Source organism: Acinetobacter sp. OYA S30, from assembly GCF_033599315.1.
Taxonomy (GTDB): domain Bacteria; phylum Pseudomonadota; class Gammaproteobacteria; order Pseudomonadales; family Moraxellaceae; genus Acinetobacter; species Acinetobacter baumannii.
In genome coordinates this window covers 23,692-40,202 of record NZ_JAWVAV010000017.1, presented here as the reverse complement: position 1 = coordinate 40,202, position 16,511 = coordinate 23,692, and the positions used below count along the sequence as shown (strand labels likewise).

Here is a 16,511-nt window from a genome sequence, read left to right as displayed (position 1 = left end):
TTACTCCAGAGGAACCGAACTTGGAATATTTACAACTCTCTCTTCTAGCCACAATGAGTTAGTTAAATCACCTTGTAATGCATTTTCATACATTGGTAATCTGGTCATTAAAGTCCAGATAGGACGAGTCATAACCTTATTTGAATTGGTTTCATCCAAAATCAAATCTCTTTGAGTTTTATCTTTGCAAATAATTGCATTTAACCAATAGTTAGATTGGCAATTTTCAGGTTCTACAAAGAATGAAATATCAGTATCTTTAAAGAAATTTTGATATTGATGGGCTAAATCACGTTTTTTACTCAGGAATCCTTCTAAGCTTTCCATTTGCGCGCAACCTAAAGCAGCATTCAAATTCGGTAAGCGGTAGTTAAAACCATTTTCATCATGGTAAAACTCATATGGATGCGGTATTTTTGCAGTTGTCGTAATATGCTTAGCTCTTACACCAAGTTCTTCATCCTGACATAAAACCATACCACCACCACCCGTGGTAATGACTTTATTTCCATTAAAACTAAGTGCTGAAACTAAACCAAAAATTCCAGTATGTTTACCTTTGTAATAAGAACCCAAACTTTCCGCAGCGTCTTCAACTAATGCAATGTTCCACTTTGTGACAACTTCTTGAAGCTCATCAATTTCAACTGGATGGCCAAATGTATGCATTGGTACGATTGCAGAAATACGTTTATTAGTAGCTGTATGTTTACACACACCTTGATCATCAAGAAAAGCATTTTCTTGCAAATAAGTATCTAATGCTTTTGGACATAAACCCATTGTTTTCAACGAAACATCAATAAATAATGGTTCTGCACCGATATAAGACAAAGCATTACATGTTGCGACAAAAGTCAGCGCTTGCGTGATTACAATATCGTCGCGCTTTACACCAGCCAATAAAAGAGCAATGTGTAATGCTGCTGTACCATTAACAGTCGCAATAGCTTTAGCACAGCCTGTAAAATGTTGAATCTTAGATTCAAAGTCATTTACATAAGCACCAACACTAGAGACGAAAGTACTATCAATCGTATCTAATACATATTTTTTTTCGTTACCTAGAAAACGAGGTTCATGTAATGGAATAAAATTATTGGTCTGATAGATATCACGTATAAATTGATTAAATTTAGAAGTATCCATTACATTTTCCCATCTAAATATAGCCCTGTTTCTTTATGGCCAAAGTTAGGCATCATATAATTAAATAAATCGACGATTTCTTCTTTGTTCCAATGTTTACTTAGAAGCATGGAGTTAATTTTTTCTTCAAATACTTGTAACTTATCTTCTTCAATATTGAGCTCGTTTTTAATAACACCTAAATTATTAAACCGTTGCATATCTAAAGTTTCATTATCTGTAAAGAACTCTTCAAAATCTTTCTCACCTGTTGTTGTACTACCAGTAAACAAACAAGGCCACTTACCTTGCTTTGGTAAGGTTTGGATTAGGCTACGAGCTTCATCTTCAGACTCACATAAATACGGCTCATATCCAAGGTTATTAAGATATTTGACTGCAATATCAGCAAAAGTAATGAGGTGCAAATGCTCACTAAGTTTAGGGAAAAAAATGTCTCTATTTTCACCTAACAAACAAGACATTAGACATAACTCACCTGACTCTTTTGGAGTAACAAAATAACGGCGAATATCATTTGGAGCTGCAATTGGCTGGTTTTTCTGAATCCGCTGGTTAAAACCATGCAATAAAGAACCATCAGAAAAGGCAACATTAGCAAAACGAGCAGTTGAAATATCAATATATTGGCTTTGGCGCATTAAGAACATTTCCATAATACGTTTAGAACCACCCATCATATTGACTGGATTAGCTGCCTTATCTGTAGAGACACAGAAGTATTTTTTCACACCTTTTGCAATAGACTGTTGAATTGTTTTTTCGGTATTTAAGATATTGACATGAATCATGCGCATCAATGTAAAGGGATCTTTTTCACTACGCACATGTTTTAATGCAGAAAGATTAAGTACATAATCAAAATCTCCATCATTCTCGATATAAGCATCATATTCAGCCGAACCAATATCTAATGCGAATGTTTGGAAATCACCATCAATATAGCCAAAAGAGCTACGAATATCACGAACAACTTCTGTTAGGTTATTCTCAGAAATATCAACAACATGAAGCTTTTTTGGATTGCGTTTAAAAATTTCTTTAACGACCGCTTGTCCAATAGATCCAGCCCCACCCAAAACTAAAAACTTTGATGAGGAAACAATTTCGATTAACTTGTTATTCCAATGTTGAATGTCTTCAACAAAAAGCTCTTGTGTTCTGCCAATTAAATTTAATTGAATATCTGTAGACATTATAAAACCCTAATCAAAGTCTAATATTTGAACTTTCTTTATCCAAAACATATTTCAAATCATAAAGAACATGCTTCTCTTTACCTAAAGCATGAAACTCTTCCACACTCATGGACTTAAACTGATTATGTGCTACCGCTATGACGATCGCATCATACAAGCCTTGTTGTAATTCTTTAATTGGCGCTAAACCATATTCGTGTTGTACTTCTGTATCATCTACCCACGGGTCATAGATATCTAAATCTAAGTCATACTCTTTCAAAGCTTTGATAAAGTCGACAATTTTTGTATTACGAATATCAGGGCAATTTTCTTTAAAACTAAGACCCATTACTAAAATACGAGCGCCAACCACCTGAATACGTTGCTTAACCATCTCTTTAATGAGCTGAGTTGCTACATGCTCACCCATACGATCATTTAAACGGCGAGCTGCTAAAATAATTTCAGGATGCAACCCGATAGATTGGGCTTTATGAGTAAGATAATAGGGGTCTACACCTATACAATGCCCACCTACCAAGCCTGGACGAAATGGTAGAAAATTCCATTTCGTACCGGCAGCCTTGAGTACATCTTCGGTATCAATATCTAATTTATTAAAAATAAGAGCCAATTCATTAATCAGAGCAATATTGACATCACGTTGTGTATTTTCAATTACTTTTGCAGCTTCTGCTACCTTTATATTTGGCGCCTTATGGGTTCCAGCCTCAATAATCAAGTTATATACTTCATCAATATAATCAGCCACCTCAGGTGTTGAACCCGATGTAATTTTTAAAATATTAGTTACACGGTGCTGTTTGTCACCAGGATTAATGCGCTCTGGGCTATAACCTGCAAAGAAATCTTGGTTAAACTTTAAACCAGATACTTTTTCCAAAACAGGAATACATACCTCTTCTGTCGCACCTGGATATACGGTGGATTCATATACCACCACGTCTCCTTTTTTAAGCACTTGACCAATACTAGTGGATGCTTTAATTAAAGGAGTTAAATCGGGCTGTTTAAAATCATCAATTGGTGTAGGTACGGTGACTATAAAAAAATTAGAGTCCTGTAAATCATCTAAATGGGCAGTATAGTTGAGGTGAACAGCTTGCTTTAATTCTTCAGGTGAAACTTCTAAGGTATGATCTTGACCATTCTTAAGCTCATCTATACGTTTTTGATAAATATCAAAGCCGACAACGGGCACTTTTTTTCCAAACTCAACTGCCAACGGCAAGCCAACATAGCCTAACCCAATAATTGCTATTTTTAATTTGGCAATTTGCATATAAACGAGCCTTTTTCCTTAGAGTTTATATCTAATAAATCATGCTTTTGGCACTTACAATGCAGCGTACTATATCAGATTTTAAGTTAACGCCGCATAGCAATTGTATAAATGTGTTTACAGCACTTATAAGTAGAATTTATCAGTTTAGCTAAAATCATACATTTTTAATATTTCTCATGAATGACTGTAGTCTAAATGGGCTAATCAGATAAACTAAACATACAAAGCTCTGCGATTTTTCGGTGTTTTTTCATTTCTTTTCAGCTAGAATCAGTTCAGCCTGCGTTTAATAGACACTTGTTACTATGCAGTGGACAATATCAATTAAAGATAAATACACAAAGGGTTGCGTGTGAAGTATTGCCAGTTTTTCTCTGTTCTTGCCTTAAGTTTAAGTGCTGCTAGTTGTGCGGTTACTTCCGGTTTACAAACTTACGATATTCCTAATGAAGGTGTTTATAAAACGGACCTCGGAACTACAGTTAACGTAGTAAAAATTTCTCAAGAAACATTACCGGCAATTCAACCTGCACAGATCGACTATCAACGTGACTATGCAACTCTTTTTAAAACTCAACAACCTATATATCGTTTAAGTCCTGGTGATGTGCTTTCGATTCAGCTCTGGGCCTATCCTGAAATTACTCCCCCTGTAAATAGCATTAGTAACGAACAATCCATTCAAGCCAATGGCTATCCAATTGATCAGAGTGGATATATTCAATTTCCTCTAGTCGGCCGTTATAAAGCCTCTGGTAAAACCCTTGCCCAAGTCAACCGTGAGCTACACAGCCAACTTGCTCGTTTTTTAAAAAATCCTGATGTTATTGTTCGAGTTCTTTCCTATGAAGGCCAACGTTTTTCTGTACAAGGTAGTGTACTAAAAGGCGGACAATTTTACTTAAGTGATCAACCTGTAAGCGTATATACAGCTCTCGGTCTCGCGGGTGGAGTGACGGATAAAGGTGATAATACTTATATTCAACTTATTCGAAATGGAGTTACGTATAATTTAAATACAATTGAATTAGAAAAAGCCGGTTATTCGCTACATAAATTACTCGTTCAGCCAAATGATACTATCTATGTCAGCACACGTGAGAACCAAAAAGTTTATGTGATGGGAGAAGCTGGTAAAAACCAAGCATTACCAATGCGTGATCAAGGCATGACTTTAAGTGATGCTTTGGGGGAAAGTCAGGGGCTCAATCCTCTATCTGCTAGTGCGAGTCGCATCTATGTTTTGCGTACTAACCCGAATGACCGTACAACTGAACTTTACCATCTAAACTTAATGAGTATTGGTGACTTTGGTTTAGCTAATCAGTTTAAATTACGTAGTAATGATATTATTTATGTTGATGCGACTGGCTTAACTCGCTGGCAACGTGTGGTCAACCAGATTATTCCATTCTCAAGTGCGTTATATAACATAGACCGTTTGGGACAGTAATATTATGCAATTTAAGAATATTTTGGTGGTCTGTATTGGAAATATCTGCCGAAGTCCCATGGCAGAGTACTTCTTAAAACAGCAATATCCTCAATTGAATATCGAGTCTGCAGGTATTTCTGGGCTTATAGGCCATCAAGCAGATGAGAAAGCTCAACTTTGTATGCAACGTCTAGGCATTGACATGCAATCCCATATTGCAAGAAAGTTAAATGCTGAACATATTAAAAAAGCCGACCTTATTTTGGTCATGAGTCAAAACCAGCAAAAGCATATTGAACAAACCTGGCCTTTTGCAAAAGGTAAAACGTATCGTTTAGGTCATTGGCAAAATAAAAATGTGCCCGATCCGTATCAACATGATCAAGCTGTATTTGATGAAACTTGCCAACTCATTCAACAATGTGTGGCTGACTGGAAACCTTATATTTAACGCCTAGATTTTAAGCTTATGAACCAAAATACTAATACCGAAGATACAATCGATTTAAAAGAATTGTTTTTCTCACTCATTGCACAGTGGAAGCTTATTGCTCTATGCATTATTTTGAGCCTAGTATGTGCTCTACTCTATTTACGTGTCACTCCAGATACCTATTCGGTAGATGCATTGGTTCAGGTTGAAGACAGTAAAGGTGCTTCTGCAGCACTTTTAGGCGAATTGTCCAATATGATTGAACAAAAGTCACCAGCTCAAGCAGAAATTGAGATTTTAAAATCTCGACTAGTTTTAGGGTCAGTCATTAAAGACTTACATCTCAATATACGAGTTTCTAGTACAGAAAATACGCTTACCCACCGTTTATTAACTAATAGCGACTATAAAACTGAATATAATAAAAAATCTGTCATTTTTAAGGATGGGCTCAAAAGTTTTGAAGTTAGACAGTTTGAAATTCCCGCTTATTATCTCGATAGAAATTTGCATCTTAATTTTGATAAACAATCCTTACGCCTAACTGATCCTAATACTGAACAAACTATATTGACGCTGCCACTTAATCAGTTAAACCAAGTTAGAGGCCCACATGGAACTTGGAAAGTTGCTATCTTTACAAAAGATCAGTTTGATGCAACATATAATATTACCAATCTATCGATACCTGCTGCTGTAAATGCTATTAGCTCAAATTATTCTGTTGCAGAACGAGGGAAACTGACAGGTGTTTTAGGCTTAACCTATCAAGGTGAGGATAAACAACACATTACTGAAGTTTTAAATGCTATTTTAACAACTTATAGTGCCCAAAATATTGAACGTCGCTCTGCAGAATCCGGTCAAACCTTAAAATTCCTAGACGAACAGCTTCCCGACCTTAAAAAACAATTAGATGATGCGGAACGTCAATTTAATAAATTCCGTCAACAATACAACACGGTTGATGTCACTAAAGAATCTGAATTGTATTTAACTCAAAGCATTACTTTAGAAACTAAAAAAGCCGAGCTTGAACAAAAACAAGCAGAAATGGCAGCTAAATATACGGCTGAGCACCCGGCAATGCGAGAAATTAATGGGCAGTTAGGCGCTATTAATAAACAAATTGGTGAACTCAACAGCACTTTAAAGCAACTTCCAGATGTACAACGTCAATACTTACAGTTGTATCGTGAAGTTGAAGTAAAAAATCAGCTCTATACAGCCCTTTTAAACTCTTACCAACAACTTCGTATTGCAAAAGCTGGTGAAATTGGTAATGTGCGTATTGTTGATACTGCGGTTGAACCAATTAAACCAATTAAACCTCAAAAGTTCCAAATTTTAATTTTGTCATTATTTTTGGGAGGTTTTATTGGTATCTTAGTTGCGTTACTCCGTAATATGCTACGTACAGGTATTAAAGATTCTGGACAAATTGAAAATGAATTGGATTTACCGGTTTATGCAACCGTACCTCGTTCTCCAATTCAGGAAAGTCGTATCAAGATTTTAAAGAAGAAGAAAAGTATTCCTATTCTTGCAGTTAAAAATAGTGATGATATTGCGATTGAAAGTTTACGTAGTATCCGTACAGCTATCCACTTTGCATTAGCAAATGCAAAAAATAATATCATTATGATTGCAGGCCCTTCTCCAGAAGTGGGTAAATCGTTTATTTCAATTAACTTGGCGACTATTTTTGCACAAGGCGATAAACGAGTACTATTGATCGATGCCGATATGCGCCGTGGTTATATGCATAAATATTTTGATGTGGATGTGAAGCCAGGTTTATCAGAACTTTTAAGTGGACAAGCTGATTTACAAAAAGTATTGCACAAAACTCAGGTAACTAACCTAGATGTGATTACTCGTGGTAAGAGTCCAACAAATCCTTCAGAGATTTTAAGCTCAAACCAGTTCAAGGAATTACTTGAGCAGCTTCAAAGCCAATATGACCACATCATTATCGATACTCCCCCAGTACTTGCAGTAACCGATGGTATTATTATTTCGCAATATACTGGTGTGAACTTAATTGTTGCGCGTTATGCTAAGTCACAAATGAAAGAGCTTGAATTAACCCTTAATCGCTTTGAACAGGCGGGTGTTAAAGTCAACGGCTTTATTCTCAATGATATTCAACGTGCTAGCGCTGGCTATGGTTATGGCTATAACTATGCTTATGCCTATAAGGCACAAAAAGAAGACTAATTAAAACTCTTCATAAAACCGGATCAAATGATCCGGTTTTTTTATTTGCTTTTTAAGTTTTGCCACATTAAAACTAACTAAAATATATAAAAAACCACTCGTTTTTTTTGTTAAACATTCTATGCTTAAGTCGAAGCATGCTAAGATCGAAGCAGCCTTTTAGACTCAAATGATTATTTTTGGAACCCTTTATGAGTAAAGCCTTACCCATTGCTGTCGCTGTAGTTTTAGGCGGTGCTGCACTTGTACCTGTATATTATGCAACTCAACATCCGACCACAGAAGTCGGACGTAAAGCAGACAAAAATGCTTCTCCAATTCAAAAAATCAGTTATGTTCTTGGGTATGAAGTTGCTCAACAAACCCCTCCTGAGCTGGATACCAAAGCATTTGTTCAAGGGATCCATGATGCGCGTAATAAGCAGCCTAGTGCTTATACTCAAGAAGATTTAAAAGCTGCCGTTGCTGCTTATGAAAAAGAGTTACAACAAAAAATGCAGCATCAAGACAAACCTGAGCAAGCGGGTACAGCTACTGACTCTGCAGATGCACAGTTCCTTGCAGAAAACAAAACGAAAGCTGGCGTAAAAACCACTGCATCAGGTTTGCAATATATCATTACTAAAGAAGGTACTGGTAAACAGCCAACTGCTCAGTCTGTTGTCAAAGTACATTATGAAGGTCGCTTAATTAATGGACAGGTTTTCGATAGTTCTTATAAGCGTGGTCAACCAGTAGAATTCCCGCTTAACCAGGTCATTCCGGGTTGGACTGAAGGTCTTCAACTCATGAAAGAAGGTGGAAAAGCGACTTTCTTCATACCATCAAATCTTGCATATGGCCCACAAGAGCTTCCTGGAATTCCAGCAAACAGTACACTGATTTTTGATGTAGAACTCATTTCAGTGAAATAATAACAATCCAGGAGAGTCGTTATACTCTCCTGTTTTTTTGGAAAATGACATGAAAAAAATCAGTTTGGTTATTGCAGCGTCAACGATGAGTTTATCTGTTTTTGCTGCTGCACCGATAACAAATAAAAGCCCGGCAAAAGATCAGTTTAGTTATAGTTATGGTTATTTAATGGGCCGTAATAATACTGATGCGTTAACAGATTTAAATCTTGATATTTTTTACCAAGGTTTACAAGAAGGTGCTCAAAATAAGACAGCACGCCTAACTGATGAAGAAATGGCGAAAGCAATTAATGATTATAAAAAAACATTAGAAGCTAAACAGCTAGTCGAATTTCAAAAACAAGGTCAACAAAACGCTCAGGCTGGTGCAGCTTTTCTGGCAGAAAATGCTAAAAAATCTGGTGTGATTACGACTAAATCAGGTCTGCAATATCAGGTATTAAAAGAAGGCACTGGTAAAACACCTAAAGCCACCTCTCGTGTAAAAGTAAACTATGAAGGACGTTTACTCGACGGAACTGTATTTGATAGTTCAATTGCACGTAATCACCCTGTTGATTTTCAGTTAAATCAAGTGATCGCCGGATGGACCGAAGGTTTACAAACTATGAAAGAAGGCGGTAAAACCCGTTTCTTCATTCCAGCTAAACTTGCTTATGGCGAAGTTGGCGCTGGGGATAGTATCGGTCCAAATAGCACTTTAATTTTTGATATTGAGTTGCTACAAGTTTTGCCAAAATAATTTTCGAAGATAAAAAAAGCGATCTAAATTGATCGCTTTTTTATTTTAGTGTTTTAAATCTCTCGGTCTAAAGCCTGTCAGTAATAAGCCAATTAAGTAAGCGATCACACCTACAACGCATAAACCTACTACCTCTGCAACACGAATCCATTGAGAGAGTTCACCGTTATACCAATTTAACCCGAACCAAAGCGCTGCAATCATCGCGAGGTTAGCCAAACCATATTGAAGTGCCAGTTTTTTCCAATGTGCCCCAAATCGGAAAATATTACGCTTATGTAGATAAAAATAGAGCAAACCTGCATTTACTAAAGCTGAACCAGAAGAGGCTAATGCAAGCGCCATATGCTCTGCATGCCAATTGATCAGTTTAAAAAATCCAATAAATACAACGTTTAAAATCGCATTGGCAGCAACCGACATTAAACCCACACGGACTGGCGTTTTGGTATCTTGCTGCGCATAGAAACCTGGTGCAAATACTTTAATTAACATGAAGGAAATTACACCAGCGCTCATACACTGCAATGCAAGTGCTGTCATTTGTGTATCGCGTAAATCAAACTCACCACGCTGGAATAATGCTTGAATAATCGGTGTTGAAAGCATAAATAAAGCAATACTTGCTGGCAAACCAACCAACACAATCACTTTTGCTGCCCAATCAATCATACTGCGAAACTTAGCCTGATCTTGCTCTGCATGACGTGCTGATAGTGAAGGCAAAATCACTGTACCAATCGCAACACCAATTAATCCTAAAGGTAGCTCAGTCATACGTTCGGCACTGTAGAGCCAAGACACTGAGCCATCTTGCATGAAAGATGCCCAAATCGTATTTAGCAATAGGTTAATCTGAGTCACAGATACACCAAATAATGCTGGAAGCATTAATTTTAAAATACGTTCTACACCTTCATGTTTAAAATCAACTTTCGGTGGAATCAGTAGTTTTTTACGCCATAACTCAGGAATTTGTATAGCTAACTGTAAAATACCAGCCGCAACAACTGACCAACCTAAAGCTTTGATTGGCTCAGCCATATACGGTGTAAGCCACCACGCTCCTGCAATCATTGCTACGTTCAGTAAAACAGGTGAAAAAGCTGGCGAGGCAAACGAGCCATAACTGTTTAAGATGCTGCTGGCAAAAGCCGTAAGCGACATAAACATTAAATATGGAATGGTCAGACGGAACATACTGACCGCTAAATCAAACTTTTCAGGGTCATTATGGAAACCCGGCGCATACATATAGATAATTGCTGGAGCTAAAACCATAGCCACGAAAGTCAGTAAAGTCATGACTGTCAGCAAACAGCCAAATACTCGACTAATTAAGATCTGCACTTCTGCATGCGCACGACCTGTTTTATATTCGGTCAATACTGGAATAAAAGCCTGTGAAAAAGCCCCTTCGGCAAACAACCGTCGAAAGAAGTTGGGAATACGAAAAGCCACAACGAAGGTATCAAAATCTTTACCCGCACCAAACACGTTGAGCAATACGACATCTCGTACTAAGCCCAATACCCGTGACAACATCGTCATCGCACTGACAATAAAAGTCGATCGCCATAATGCCATCGTACTCACCTACAGCTATATTCGAAAGTCGCTATTGTAATGAAACTAGAAAATCTTTTCGTTGTGAAATGATGAATGAACTCAAGTTTTTTTCTGTGCTAACAACTGCCTAAAGTGCTGCCATTTAAAATAAGGTCCCGGATCGGTTTTTCGGCCCGGTGCAATGTCTGAATGCCCTGCAATATGGTTTTTAATTTCAGGATAGGCCTGACGAATAGCAGTAACAACGTCAGTTAGCACTTCATATTGTACGTCTTCAAAAGGTAAATCATCACTTCCTTCAAGCTCAATACCAATTGAATAATCATTACATTCAACTTTGGCTAAGTAGCTTGAACGCCCTGCATGCCATGCACGATCATTAAAGTTAACAAACTGTAGGACTTCACCTGTTCGTAAAATTAACAGGTGTGTAGAGACTTGCATACCTTCAATAGTCTGAAAATAGGGATGAACGGACCAATCTAATTTATTTTGGAAAAACTGTTCAATATAGCCTCCCCCAAACTGAGAAGGCGGCAAGCTAATATTATGAACCACAATCATTTGTATTTCGGTACCAGCGGGACGCTGGTTAAAATTTGGAGAAGGTACTTGTCTCGCCCCTTTTAATTTTCCATCTATAACTTCATACGGTGTGATTTGCTTCATTGAAATGCCAATAAATTGCTTGCCAATTGTTTTAGTTTAAAACAGTTAATTGCTTTTCAGAGTATTCAGGATGATTGTTTATCGCGATTAATCTGATAAAACAGCTTATTTTTAAAGTCGACGGTGCTAATATATCGCAAGTTTTAGGGTCATCGACAAAATGGAAACCGTATGAGCATACCTCAGTCTTTGCTTGAACAGTCAATTCAAATCAATATTCAACAAGCATTACAAGAAGATATTGGGGACGGTGACATTACCGCCATGCTCACACCTGAAGATGAACAGGCTACCGCAACTATCATTAGCCGTGAAGATATGGTTTTAGCTGGACAGCCTTGGGTGAATGCGCTCATCTCAGCGTATGACAACACTGTACAGGTGACTTGGTTAAAACAAGAAGGTGACCATGTTGCTGCAAATGAAGCCTTTTTAAAGCTTGCTGGTTCTGCACGTAGCTTACTGACTGTAGAGCGTCCTGCTTTAAACTTTATTCAAACATTATCAGCTGTGGCTACAAAAACTGCTGAATATGTTCAGCATCTTGAAGGTTTAAACACAAAGCTTCTCGATACACGTAAAACTTTACCGGGCTTACGTATTGCACAAAAATACGCCGTAACCGTCGGCGGCGGACAAAATCACCGCCTCGGTTTATTTGATGCATTCTTAATTAAAGAGAATCATATTATGGCAGCGGGCGGTATTGTCCAAGCGATTGCAAAAGCACATCAAATTGCGCCGGGTAAACCTGTTGAAGTCGAAGTTGAAACTTGGGATGAGCTAAACCAAGCGCTTGAAGCAGGTGCAGACATTGTTATGCTCGACAACTTTAGCCAACAACAAATGATTGATGCTGTAAAACACGTGGCGGGTCGCTGTAAACTCGAAGCTTCGGGCAATATCACTATTGAAAACTTACGCGAAGTAGCGACTACTGGTGTCGACTATATTTCTATGGGCGTGTTGACTAAAGATGTCAAAGCCGTTGATTTATCAATGCGTTTTAATGCCTAAATAAAATCAGCATCGTTATTGGTATTTTTTTGCGACTTGGTCATGTCTGCCACTTGTGTTTTTTGCCATGCTGACTGAGTCGCTTGTGCCCCACTATCCCGTGGATCGGCAGCCATTAAAACAAAAGTAACTACTGCTAATAATACAATAAAACCTTGTAGCATAAATTTTCCCCATCACTTTAAAAAATTAGGGTTTCAAGGTAAAAGATAAATATGACCAGGCTTAGGAGATTCTGTTACAAAAGGTAAGCCTTTATTTTTATTATTCATCTATACGACAAGTTATTGCCTCTCTTCATTTATATTTCCCAACATTAGATTGTGTGAGATGTCATCTACAACCTGCCCAAAATCTATAAATATATTGTTTTTGCAATAAATCAGTTATATGCAGAAAGAGAACAGGTTTTGTAGATGACAAATGCATTTGGTTACTTTGGGCGAAACCAAAGTAACGAATTAGCTACTTCCACTGGATGAATAAACGATAAGACTCCGTCGTGCTAACTAATTTAAAATAATTATTAACTAAGACTTCAGCTTAATATTCATGCATTACAGCAACTTAAGACTCTACATACCCCATATATGGATCAGAAATTGAATCTTCTTGAGTTTCTATACGTCCTGCAAAACGGCGACTAAACGTCGCATCGTCCGCTAATGTCACTGTAAAATCATACCAACCACCAAATTCAGACATATCCCAAACCAGTTCTTTTTCAGAACTATTAGTTTCTATCATCCATGTCTTGTTTGGTAGATAAGCATTAGCTTTGACGTTGAGCTTGACTGACTTATTACCATCATGACGCACTTTTAAATATAAATTCGCATCACATTCTTCTACACATACTCTAATTTCCGGTAATGCTTGAGTCTGATTAGCTTGACTTAAATTACCTTTAAAAGCACGGTGAAAACCATTTGGTCCAAGGACCCATAAATCATACTGTCCATTGATAGTATTCCACACGTCATCAAGCTGTTTGCCCGCCTCAACCATATAACGGCGTGGAATTGCCGTAAGATCTAATCGGTTATAGACATGGAAAACGGCTGCCTGTTTACCCGTATTGGAGAACATCAGCTTAACCGTTTTTTGAGTGGCATCGACTTTGGCACTAGTGTGCAAAATATAAGGTAAAGCACGCGAAGGTCGAATTCCTATTTCCTGCTGAGGAAATTGTTGCTGGCTCGGAACAGAAACTTGCGGCAATAGTTCTTGAGCGACACGAATCGCATCGGCTTCGGCTTTTGTTTTCTTCCCATCTAGTTCAGCAACAGGCAAAAGATTCGGTGTTTTAAAATTAAATGCCGTTGTTAAATCACCACATACAGCACGGCGGTATGGGCTAATGTTAGGTTCTTGCACACCAAAACGTTTTTCTAAGAATTGTAAAATAGAAGTATGATCAAAGACTTGAGAATTTACCCATCCTCCACGGCTCCACGGCGAAATCACATACATTGGAACGCGTACACCTGGGCCATACACCCGTCCGTCTGTTTCGGGTTGAGATTTTGAAGTCGCCACTGCTGGATGGTTAAAGTATTCATAAGATACTTGTTGGTCCGTTAAAGTGGTTTTTCCATATACAACACCGTTTATATCTTTAGAAGGTGCGCTTGGTGAAGGAACATGGTCAAAGAAACCGTCATTTTCATCGAAGTTCACCAATAAAACGGTTTGGCTCCACACTTGAGTGTTTTCAGTTAATGCATTTAATACTTCCTGAATATACCAAGCGCCTTGTACAGGACTAGATGGCCCCGGATGTTCACTGTAAGTTGCAGGAGCAACTAACCAACTCACTTGCGGTAATTTACCCTGCGCAATATCAGCTTTAAAAGTTCCTAAAAAACCACCGTCCGGCATGGTATTGGCAATACCTTTGTAAAGTGGTTGAGTCGCATCAATCTTTTCATCATATGCTGGACAAATGAGCGTATCGTTACTAACAGGCTGACCAGATTGCTCATTTGCACGGCGATATTGCTTGAAACCAGCTAAAGGGTTATCAGTAAAGTTATCCGGCATGTTTTGATAAACTTTCCATGTCACGCCGGCCTGCTGTAAACGCTCAGGATATGTCGTCCATTCATAACCTTCTGTTGATGGTCCAATCCCATCAAATTCATTGACCACACTCGCAACACCTGCACCTGTAGGGCCATTGGTTCCCGTCCAGATAAATTTACGGTTCGGGTTAGTTCCCGCGTGCATGGCACAGTGGTAGGCATCACAAATCGTAAAAGCATTCGCTAAGGCAAATTGATATTCAACTTCTTGTTTTTTGTAGTAGCCCATCGACTGCGGTTGTTTATGCGCTACCCAATCACTCATACGCCCATTATCCCAAGCACCTTGACCATCTGACCATGAATGATTTGTACCAGTAACACGCTGAGCATTTCCTAAACGACTATCTAAGTGGTATGGCAATACTTTCTTTTTGTTGGCGTCATATTGTTCCCAAACCTTTCGACCTTCTGTCATAGGAATGGTAAAACGGTCGCCGAAACCACGTACACCTTTGAGTGTTCCAAAATAATTATCAAATGAACGGTTTTCCTGAGTCAAAATCACAATGTGTTTAACATCTTGAATTGTTCCACTTTCAACTTTGGCGTCAATTGCTAACGCTTTTTGAATACTCAGCGGGAAACTCGCTAGAGCAGCGGTCCCAAACATTGTTTTTGTAGAATTTAAAAGAAATTCGCGACGATTCATTAGTTCTATCCTGAGTTCTTATTATGGTGCACAGTGCATTTTGCAATTACTGGTAGGCGGTGTTGTTGGCGATGAATTATCTGAGTCGTTATCATCGTTACAAGCACTGAGCATGAGTGCTAAAGATGTAATTAATAAAATTGAAAGTTTTCGCATTGTTTTTTCCCAAACGGTTTAAATGCGAACTACTAATAAAGCGAAAAGGTGACAGGCAAGTGATGTTTTTATGTCGATTTGATGAAGGCATAAAAAAACGCATCCAAAGATGCGTTTTTTAGAAAACTTAAACTTACCAGCCTAAAGCTTCTTGTTGCTTTTTAATGAGCTCGGCAATTCCTTTTTCGGCCATTTCTAACATAGCATTGCTTTGAGCACGGGTAAATGGTTTATCTTCAGCTGTACCTTGAATTTCAATAAACTCGCCTGCTTGTGTCATCACTACATTTAAGTCAGTTTGACAGTTCGAGTCTTCTTCATAACAAAGATCAAGTAATACTTCATCTTGATACATACCTACAGAAATTGCAGCAACTAAGCCTTTAAGCGGATCTTGCTTAATTTTTTTCTGTGCAAGTAAAACATTCATCGCATCAACCAATGCTACAGCAGCACCAGTGATTGAAGCAGTACGTGTACCACCATCAGCCTGAATGACATCGCAGTCGATCGTAATCGTGTTTTCACCAAGCTTTTTCAAATCAACCATCGCACGTAGGCTACGACCAATCAGGCGTTGGATTTCTTGAGTACGACCAGTTTGTTTACCACGAGCAGCTTCACGGTCACAACGTGAGTGTGTTGAGCGCGGTAACATGCCATATTCTGCTGTTACCCAGCCTTGACCTTGGCCTTTTAAAAAGCGTGGCACTGAGTTATCAATGCTTGCAGTACAAAGGACTTTAGTGTGACCAAATTCGACCAGCACAGAACCTTCAGCATAACGGGTGTAGTTTCGTGTAATTTTCACTTCACGTAATTGGTCTAATGCACGTTGGTCAATACGCATAATCCTTCCTAAATTCTCTTAAATACAAACTTGGGCATAGTATAGCAAAGGATTTTGACAGGTTGAGTTTATTCCCTACTTTCAAATGTAAGTCTGCACTTTTCATGACTTAAAAATAAAAATAGCCCCTT

General features: G+C 38.1%; 15 protein-coding genes. 6 read left to right on the top strand and 9 right to left on the bottom strand.

Translation table 11 applies throughout. The features are described from left to right. Genes R5R67_RS10350 through tviB form a run of 3 tightly spaced genes read right to left on the bottom strand, consistent with a single transcriptional unit; the run spans position 1 to position 3,633 of the window. Positions 1-1,149 carry a LegC family aminotransferase gene (locus tag R5R67_RS10350; RefSeq protein ID WP_318754834.1) on the bottom strand — a complete coding sequence of 383 codons (1,149 nt, stop codon included), beginning with the start codon at positions 1,147-1,149 and terminating at the stop codon, positions 1-3. Beyond that, positions 1,149-2,345 (bottom strand): UDP-N-acetylglucosamine 4,6-dehydratase, encoded by a 1,197-nt coding sequence (locus tag R5R67_RS10345; RefSeq protein ID WP_000102101.1) that lies wholly within the window; start codon positions 2,343-2,345, stop codon positions 1,149-1,151. Before R5R67_RS10345 ends, R5R67_RS10350 begins: the two co-directional genes overlap by 1 nt. A 13-nt stretch (positions 2,346-2,358) precedes the next feature. Next, positions 2,359-3,633, bottom strand: a complete 1,275-nt coding sequence (tviB, locus tag R5R67_RS10340; RefSeq protein WP_034129613.1) for a Vi polysaccharide biosynthesis UDP-N-acetylglucosamine C-6 dehydrogenase TviB — start codon at positions 3,631-3,633, stop codon at positions 2,359-2,361. Between the two features lie 355 nt (positions 3,634-3,988). Between tviB and R5R67_RS10335 the strand changes: the two genes are divergently transcribed. From R5R67_RS10335 to R5R67_RS10315, 5 genes are all read left to right on the top strand, one after another. After that, positions 3,989-5,089 (top strand): polysaccharide biosynthesis/export family protein, encoded by a 1,101-nt coding sequence (locus R5R67_RS10335; protein ID WP_034129612.1) that lies wholly within the window; start codon positions 3,989-3,991, stop codon positions 5,087-5,089. 4 nt (positions 5,090-5,093) lie between these two features. Further along, the gene (locus tag R5R67_RS10330) at positions 5,094-5,522 is read left to right on the top strand and encodes a low molecular weight protein-tyrosine-phosphatase (protein ID WP_034129611.1); all 429 of its coding nucleotides are present in this window, start codon (positions 5,094-5,096) and stop codon (positions 5,520-5,522) included. A gap of 18 nt (positions 5,523-5,540) precedes the next feature. After that, complete coding sequence (locus tag R5R67_RS10325; RefSeq protein ID WP_318754833.1) at positions 5,541-7,724, top strand: polysaccharide biosynthesis tyrosine autokinase; 2,184 nt, start codon at positions 5,541-5,543, stop codon at positions 7,722-7,724. 191 nt (positions 7,725-7,915) lie between these two features. Beyond that, the gene (locus R5R67_RS10320; protein ID WP_000030404.1) at positions 7,916-8,638 is read left to right on the top strand and encodes an FKBP-type peptidyl-prolyl cis-trans isomerase; all 723 of its coding nucleotides are present in this window, start codon (positions 7,916-7,918) and stop codon (positions 8,636-8,638) included. 49 nt (positions 8,639-8,687) lie between these two features. Then, positions 8,688-9,383 carry an FKBP-type peptidyl-prolyl cis-trans isomerase gene (locus R5R67_RS10315; RefSeq protein WP_000724220.1) on the top strand — a complete coding sequence of 232 codons (696 nt, stop codon included), beginning with the start codon at positions 8,688-8,690 and terminating at the stop codon, positions 9,381-9,383. A 45-nt stretch (positions 9,384-9,428) separates the two neighbouring features. Here R5R67_RS10315 and murJ read toward each other — a convergent pair whose 3' ends face one another. Next, positions 9,429-10,979 (bottom strand): murein biosynthesis integral membrane protein MurJ, encoded by a 1,551-nt coding sequence (murJ, locus tag R5R67_RS10310; protein ID WP_171290665.1) that lies wholly within the window; start codon positions 10,977-10,979, stop codon positions 9,429-9,431. A gap of 72 nt (positions 10,980-11,051) precedes the next feature. Next, positions 11,052-11,621 carry a 1,6-anhydro-N-acetylmuramyl-L-alanine amidase AmpD gene (ampD, locus tag R5R67_RS10305; RefSeq protein WP_109428919.1) on the bottom strand — a complete coding sequence of 190 codons (570 nt, stop codon included), beginning with the start codon at positions 11,619-11,621 and terminating at the stop codon, positions 11,052-11,054. Between the two features lie 171 nt (positions 11,622-11,792). Between ampD and nadC the strand changes: the two genes are divergently transcribed. Continuing rightward, positions 11,793-12,638, top strand: coding sequence for a carboxylating nicotinate-nucleotide diphosphorylase (gene nadC / locus R5R67_RS10300; protein ID WP_109428920.1), 846 nt, complete (start codon positions 11,793-11,795; stop codon positions 12,636-12,638). On the opposite strand, the gene R5R67_RS10295 is transcribed toward nadC, so the two are convergent. From R5R67_RS10295 to rph, 4 genes are all read right to left on the bottom strand, one after another. Beyond that, complete coding sequence (locus R5R67_RS10295) at positions 12,635-12,802, bottom strand: hypothetical protein (RefSeq protein ID WP_031996581.1); 168 nt, start codon at positions 12,800-12,802, stop codon at positions 12,635-12,637. The two genes, nadC and R5R67_RS10295, sit on opposite strands and share 4 nt — an antisense overlap. A gap of 403 nt (positions 12,803-13,205) precedes the next feature. Next, positions 13,206-15,374, bottom strand: a complete 2,169-nt coding sequence (locus R5R67_RS10290) for a phosphocholine-specific phospholipase C (RefSeq protein ID WP_109428921.1) — start codon at positions 15,372-15,374, stop codon at positions 13,206-13,208. Positions 15,375-15,395: 21 nt separating this feature from the next. Further along, entirely contained in the window at positions 15,396-15,530 is a 135-nt protein-coding gene (locus R5R67_RS10285) for a hypothetical protein (RefSeq protein ID WP_254974790.1), read from the bottom strand. A 133-nt stretch (positions 15,531-15,663) separates the two neighbouring features. Then, on the bottom strand, positions 15,664-16,380 hold the full coding sequence (gene rph / locus R5R67_RS10280) for a ribonuclease PH (protein WP_001217232.1): 717 nt from the start codon (positions 16,378-16,380) through the stop codon (positions 15,664-15,666). Between the last annotated feature and the right edge of the window lie 131 nt (positions 16,381-16,511).

Excerpts from the sequence above, each read along its gene's own strand:
- R5R67_RS10350 (WP_318754834.1), bottom strand. The coding sequence starts at position 1,149 with ATGGATACTTCTAAATTTAATCAATTTATACGTGATATCTATCAGACC.
- R5R67_RS10345 (WP_000102101.1), bottom strand. The coding sequence starts at position 2,345 with ATGTCTACAGATATTCAATTAAATTTAATTGGCAGAACACAAGAGCTT.
- tviB (WP_034129613.1), bottom strand. The coding sequence starts at position 3,633 with ATGCAAATTGCCAAATTAAAAATAGCAATTATTGGGTTAGGCTATGTT.
- R5R67_RS10330 (WP_034129611.1), top strand. The coding sequence starts at position 5,094 with ATGCAATTTAAGAATATTTTGGTGGTCTGTATTGGAAATATCTGCCGA.
- R5R67_RS10325 (WP_318754833.1), top strand. The coding sequence starts at position 5,541 with ATGAACCAAAATACTAATACCGAAGATACAATCGATTTAAAAGAATTG.
- R5R67_RS10320 (WP_000030404.1), top strand. The coding sequence starts at position 7,916 with ATGAGTAAAGCCTTACCCATTGCTGTCGCTGTAGTTTTAGGCGGTGCT.
- R5R67_RS10315 (WP_000724220.1), top strand. The coding sequence starts at position 8,688 with ATGAAAAAAATCAGTTTGGTTATTGCAGCGTCAACGATGAGTTTATCT.
- ampD (WP_109428919.1), bottom strand. The coding sequence starts at position 11,621 with ATGAAGCAAATCACACCGTATGAAGTTATAGATGGAAAATTAAAAGGG.
- nadC (WP_109428920.1), top strand. The coding sequence starts at position 11,793 with ATGAGCATACCTCAGTCTTTGCTTGAACAGTCAATTCAAATCAATATT.
- R5R67_RS10295 (WP_031996581.1), bottom strand. The coding sequence starts at position 12,802 with ATGCTACAAGGTTTTATTGTATTATTAGCAGTAGTTACTTTTGTTTTA.
- R5R67_RS10290 (WP_109428921.1), bottom strand. The coding sequence starts at position 15,374 with ATGAATCGTCGCGAATTTCTTTTAAATTCTACAAAAACAATGTTTGGG.
- R5R67_RS10285 (WP_254974790.1), bottom strand. The coding sequence starts at position 15,530 with ATGCGAAAACTTTCAATTTTATTAATTACATCTTTAGCACTCATGCTC.
- rph (WP_001217232.1), bottom strand. The coding sequence starts at position 16,380 with ATGCGTATTGACCAACGTGCATTAGACCAATTACGTGAAGTGAAAATT.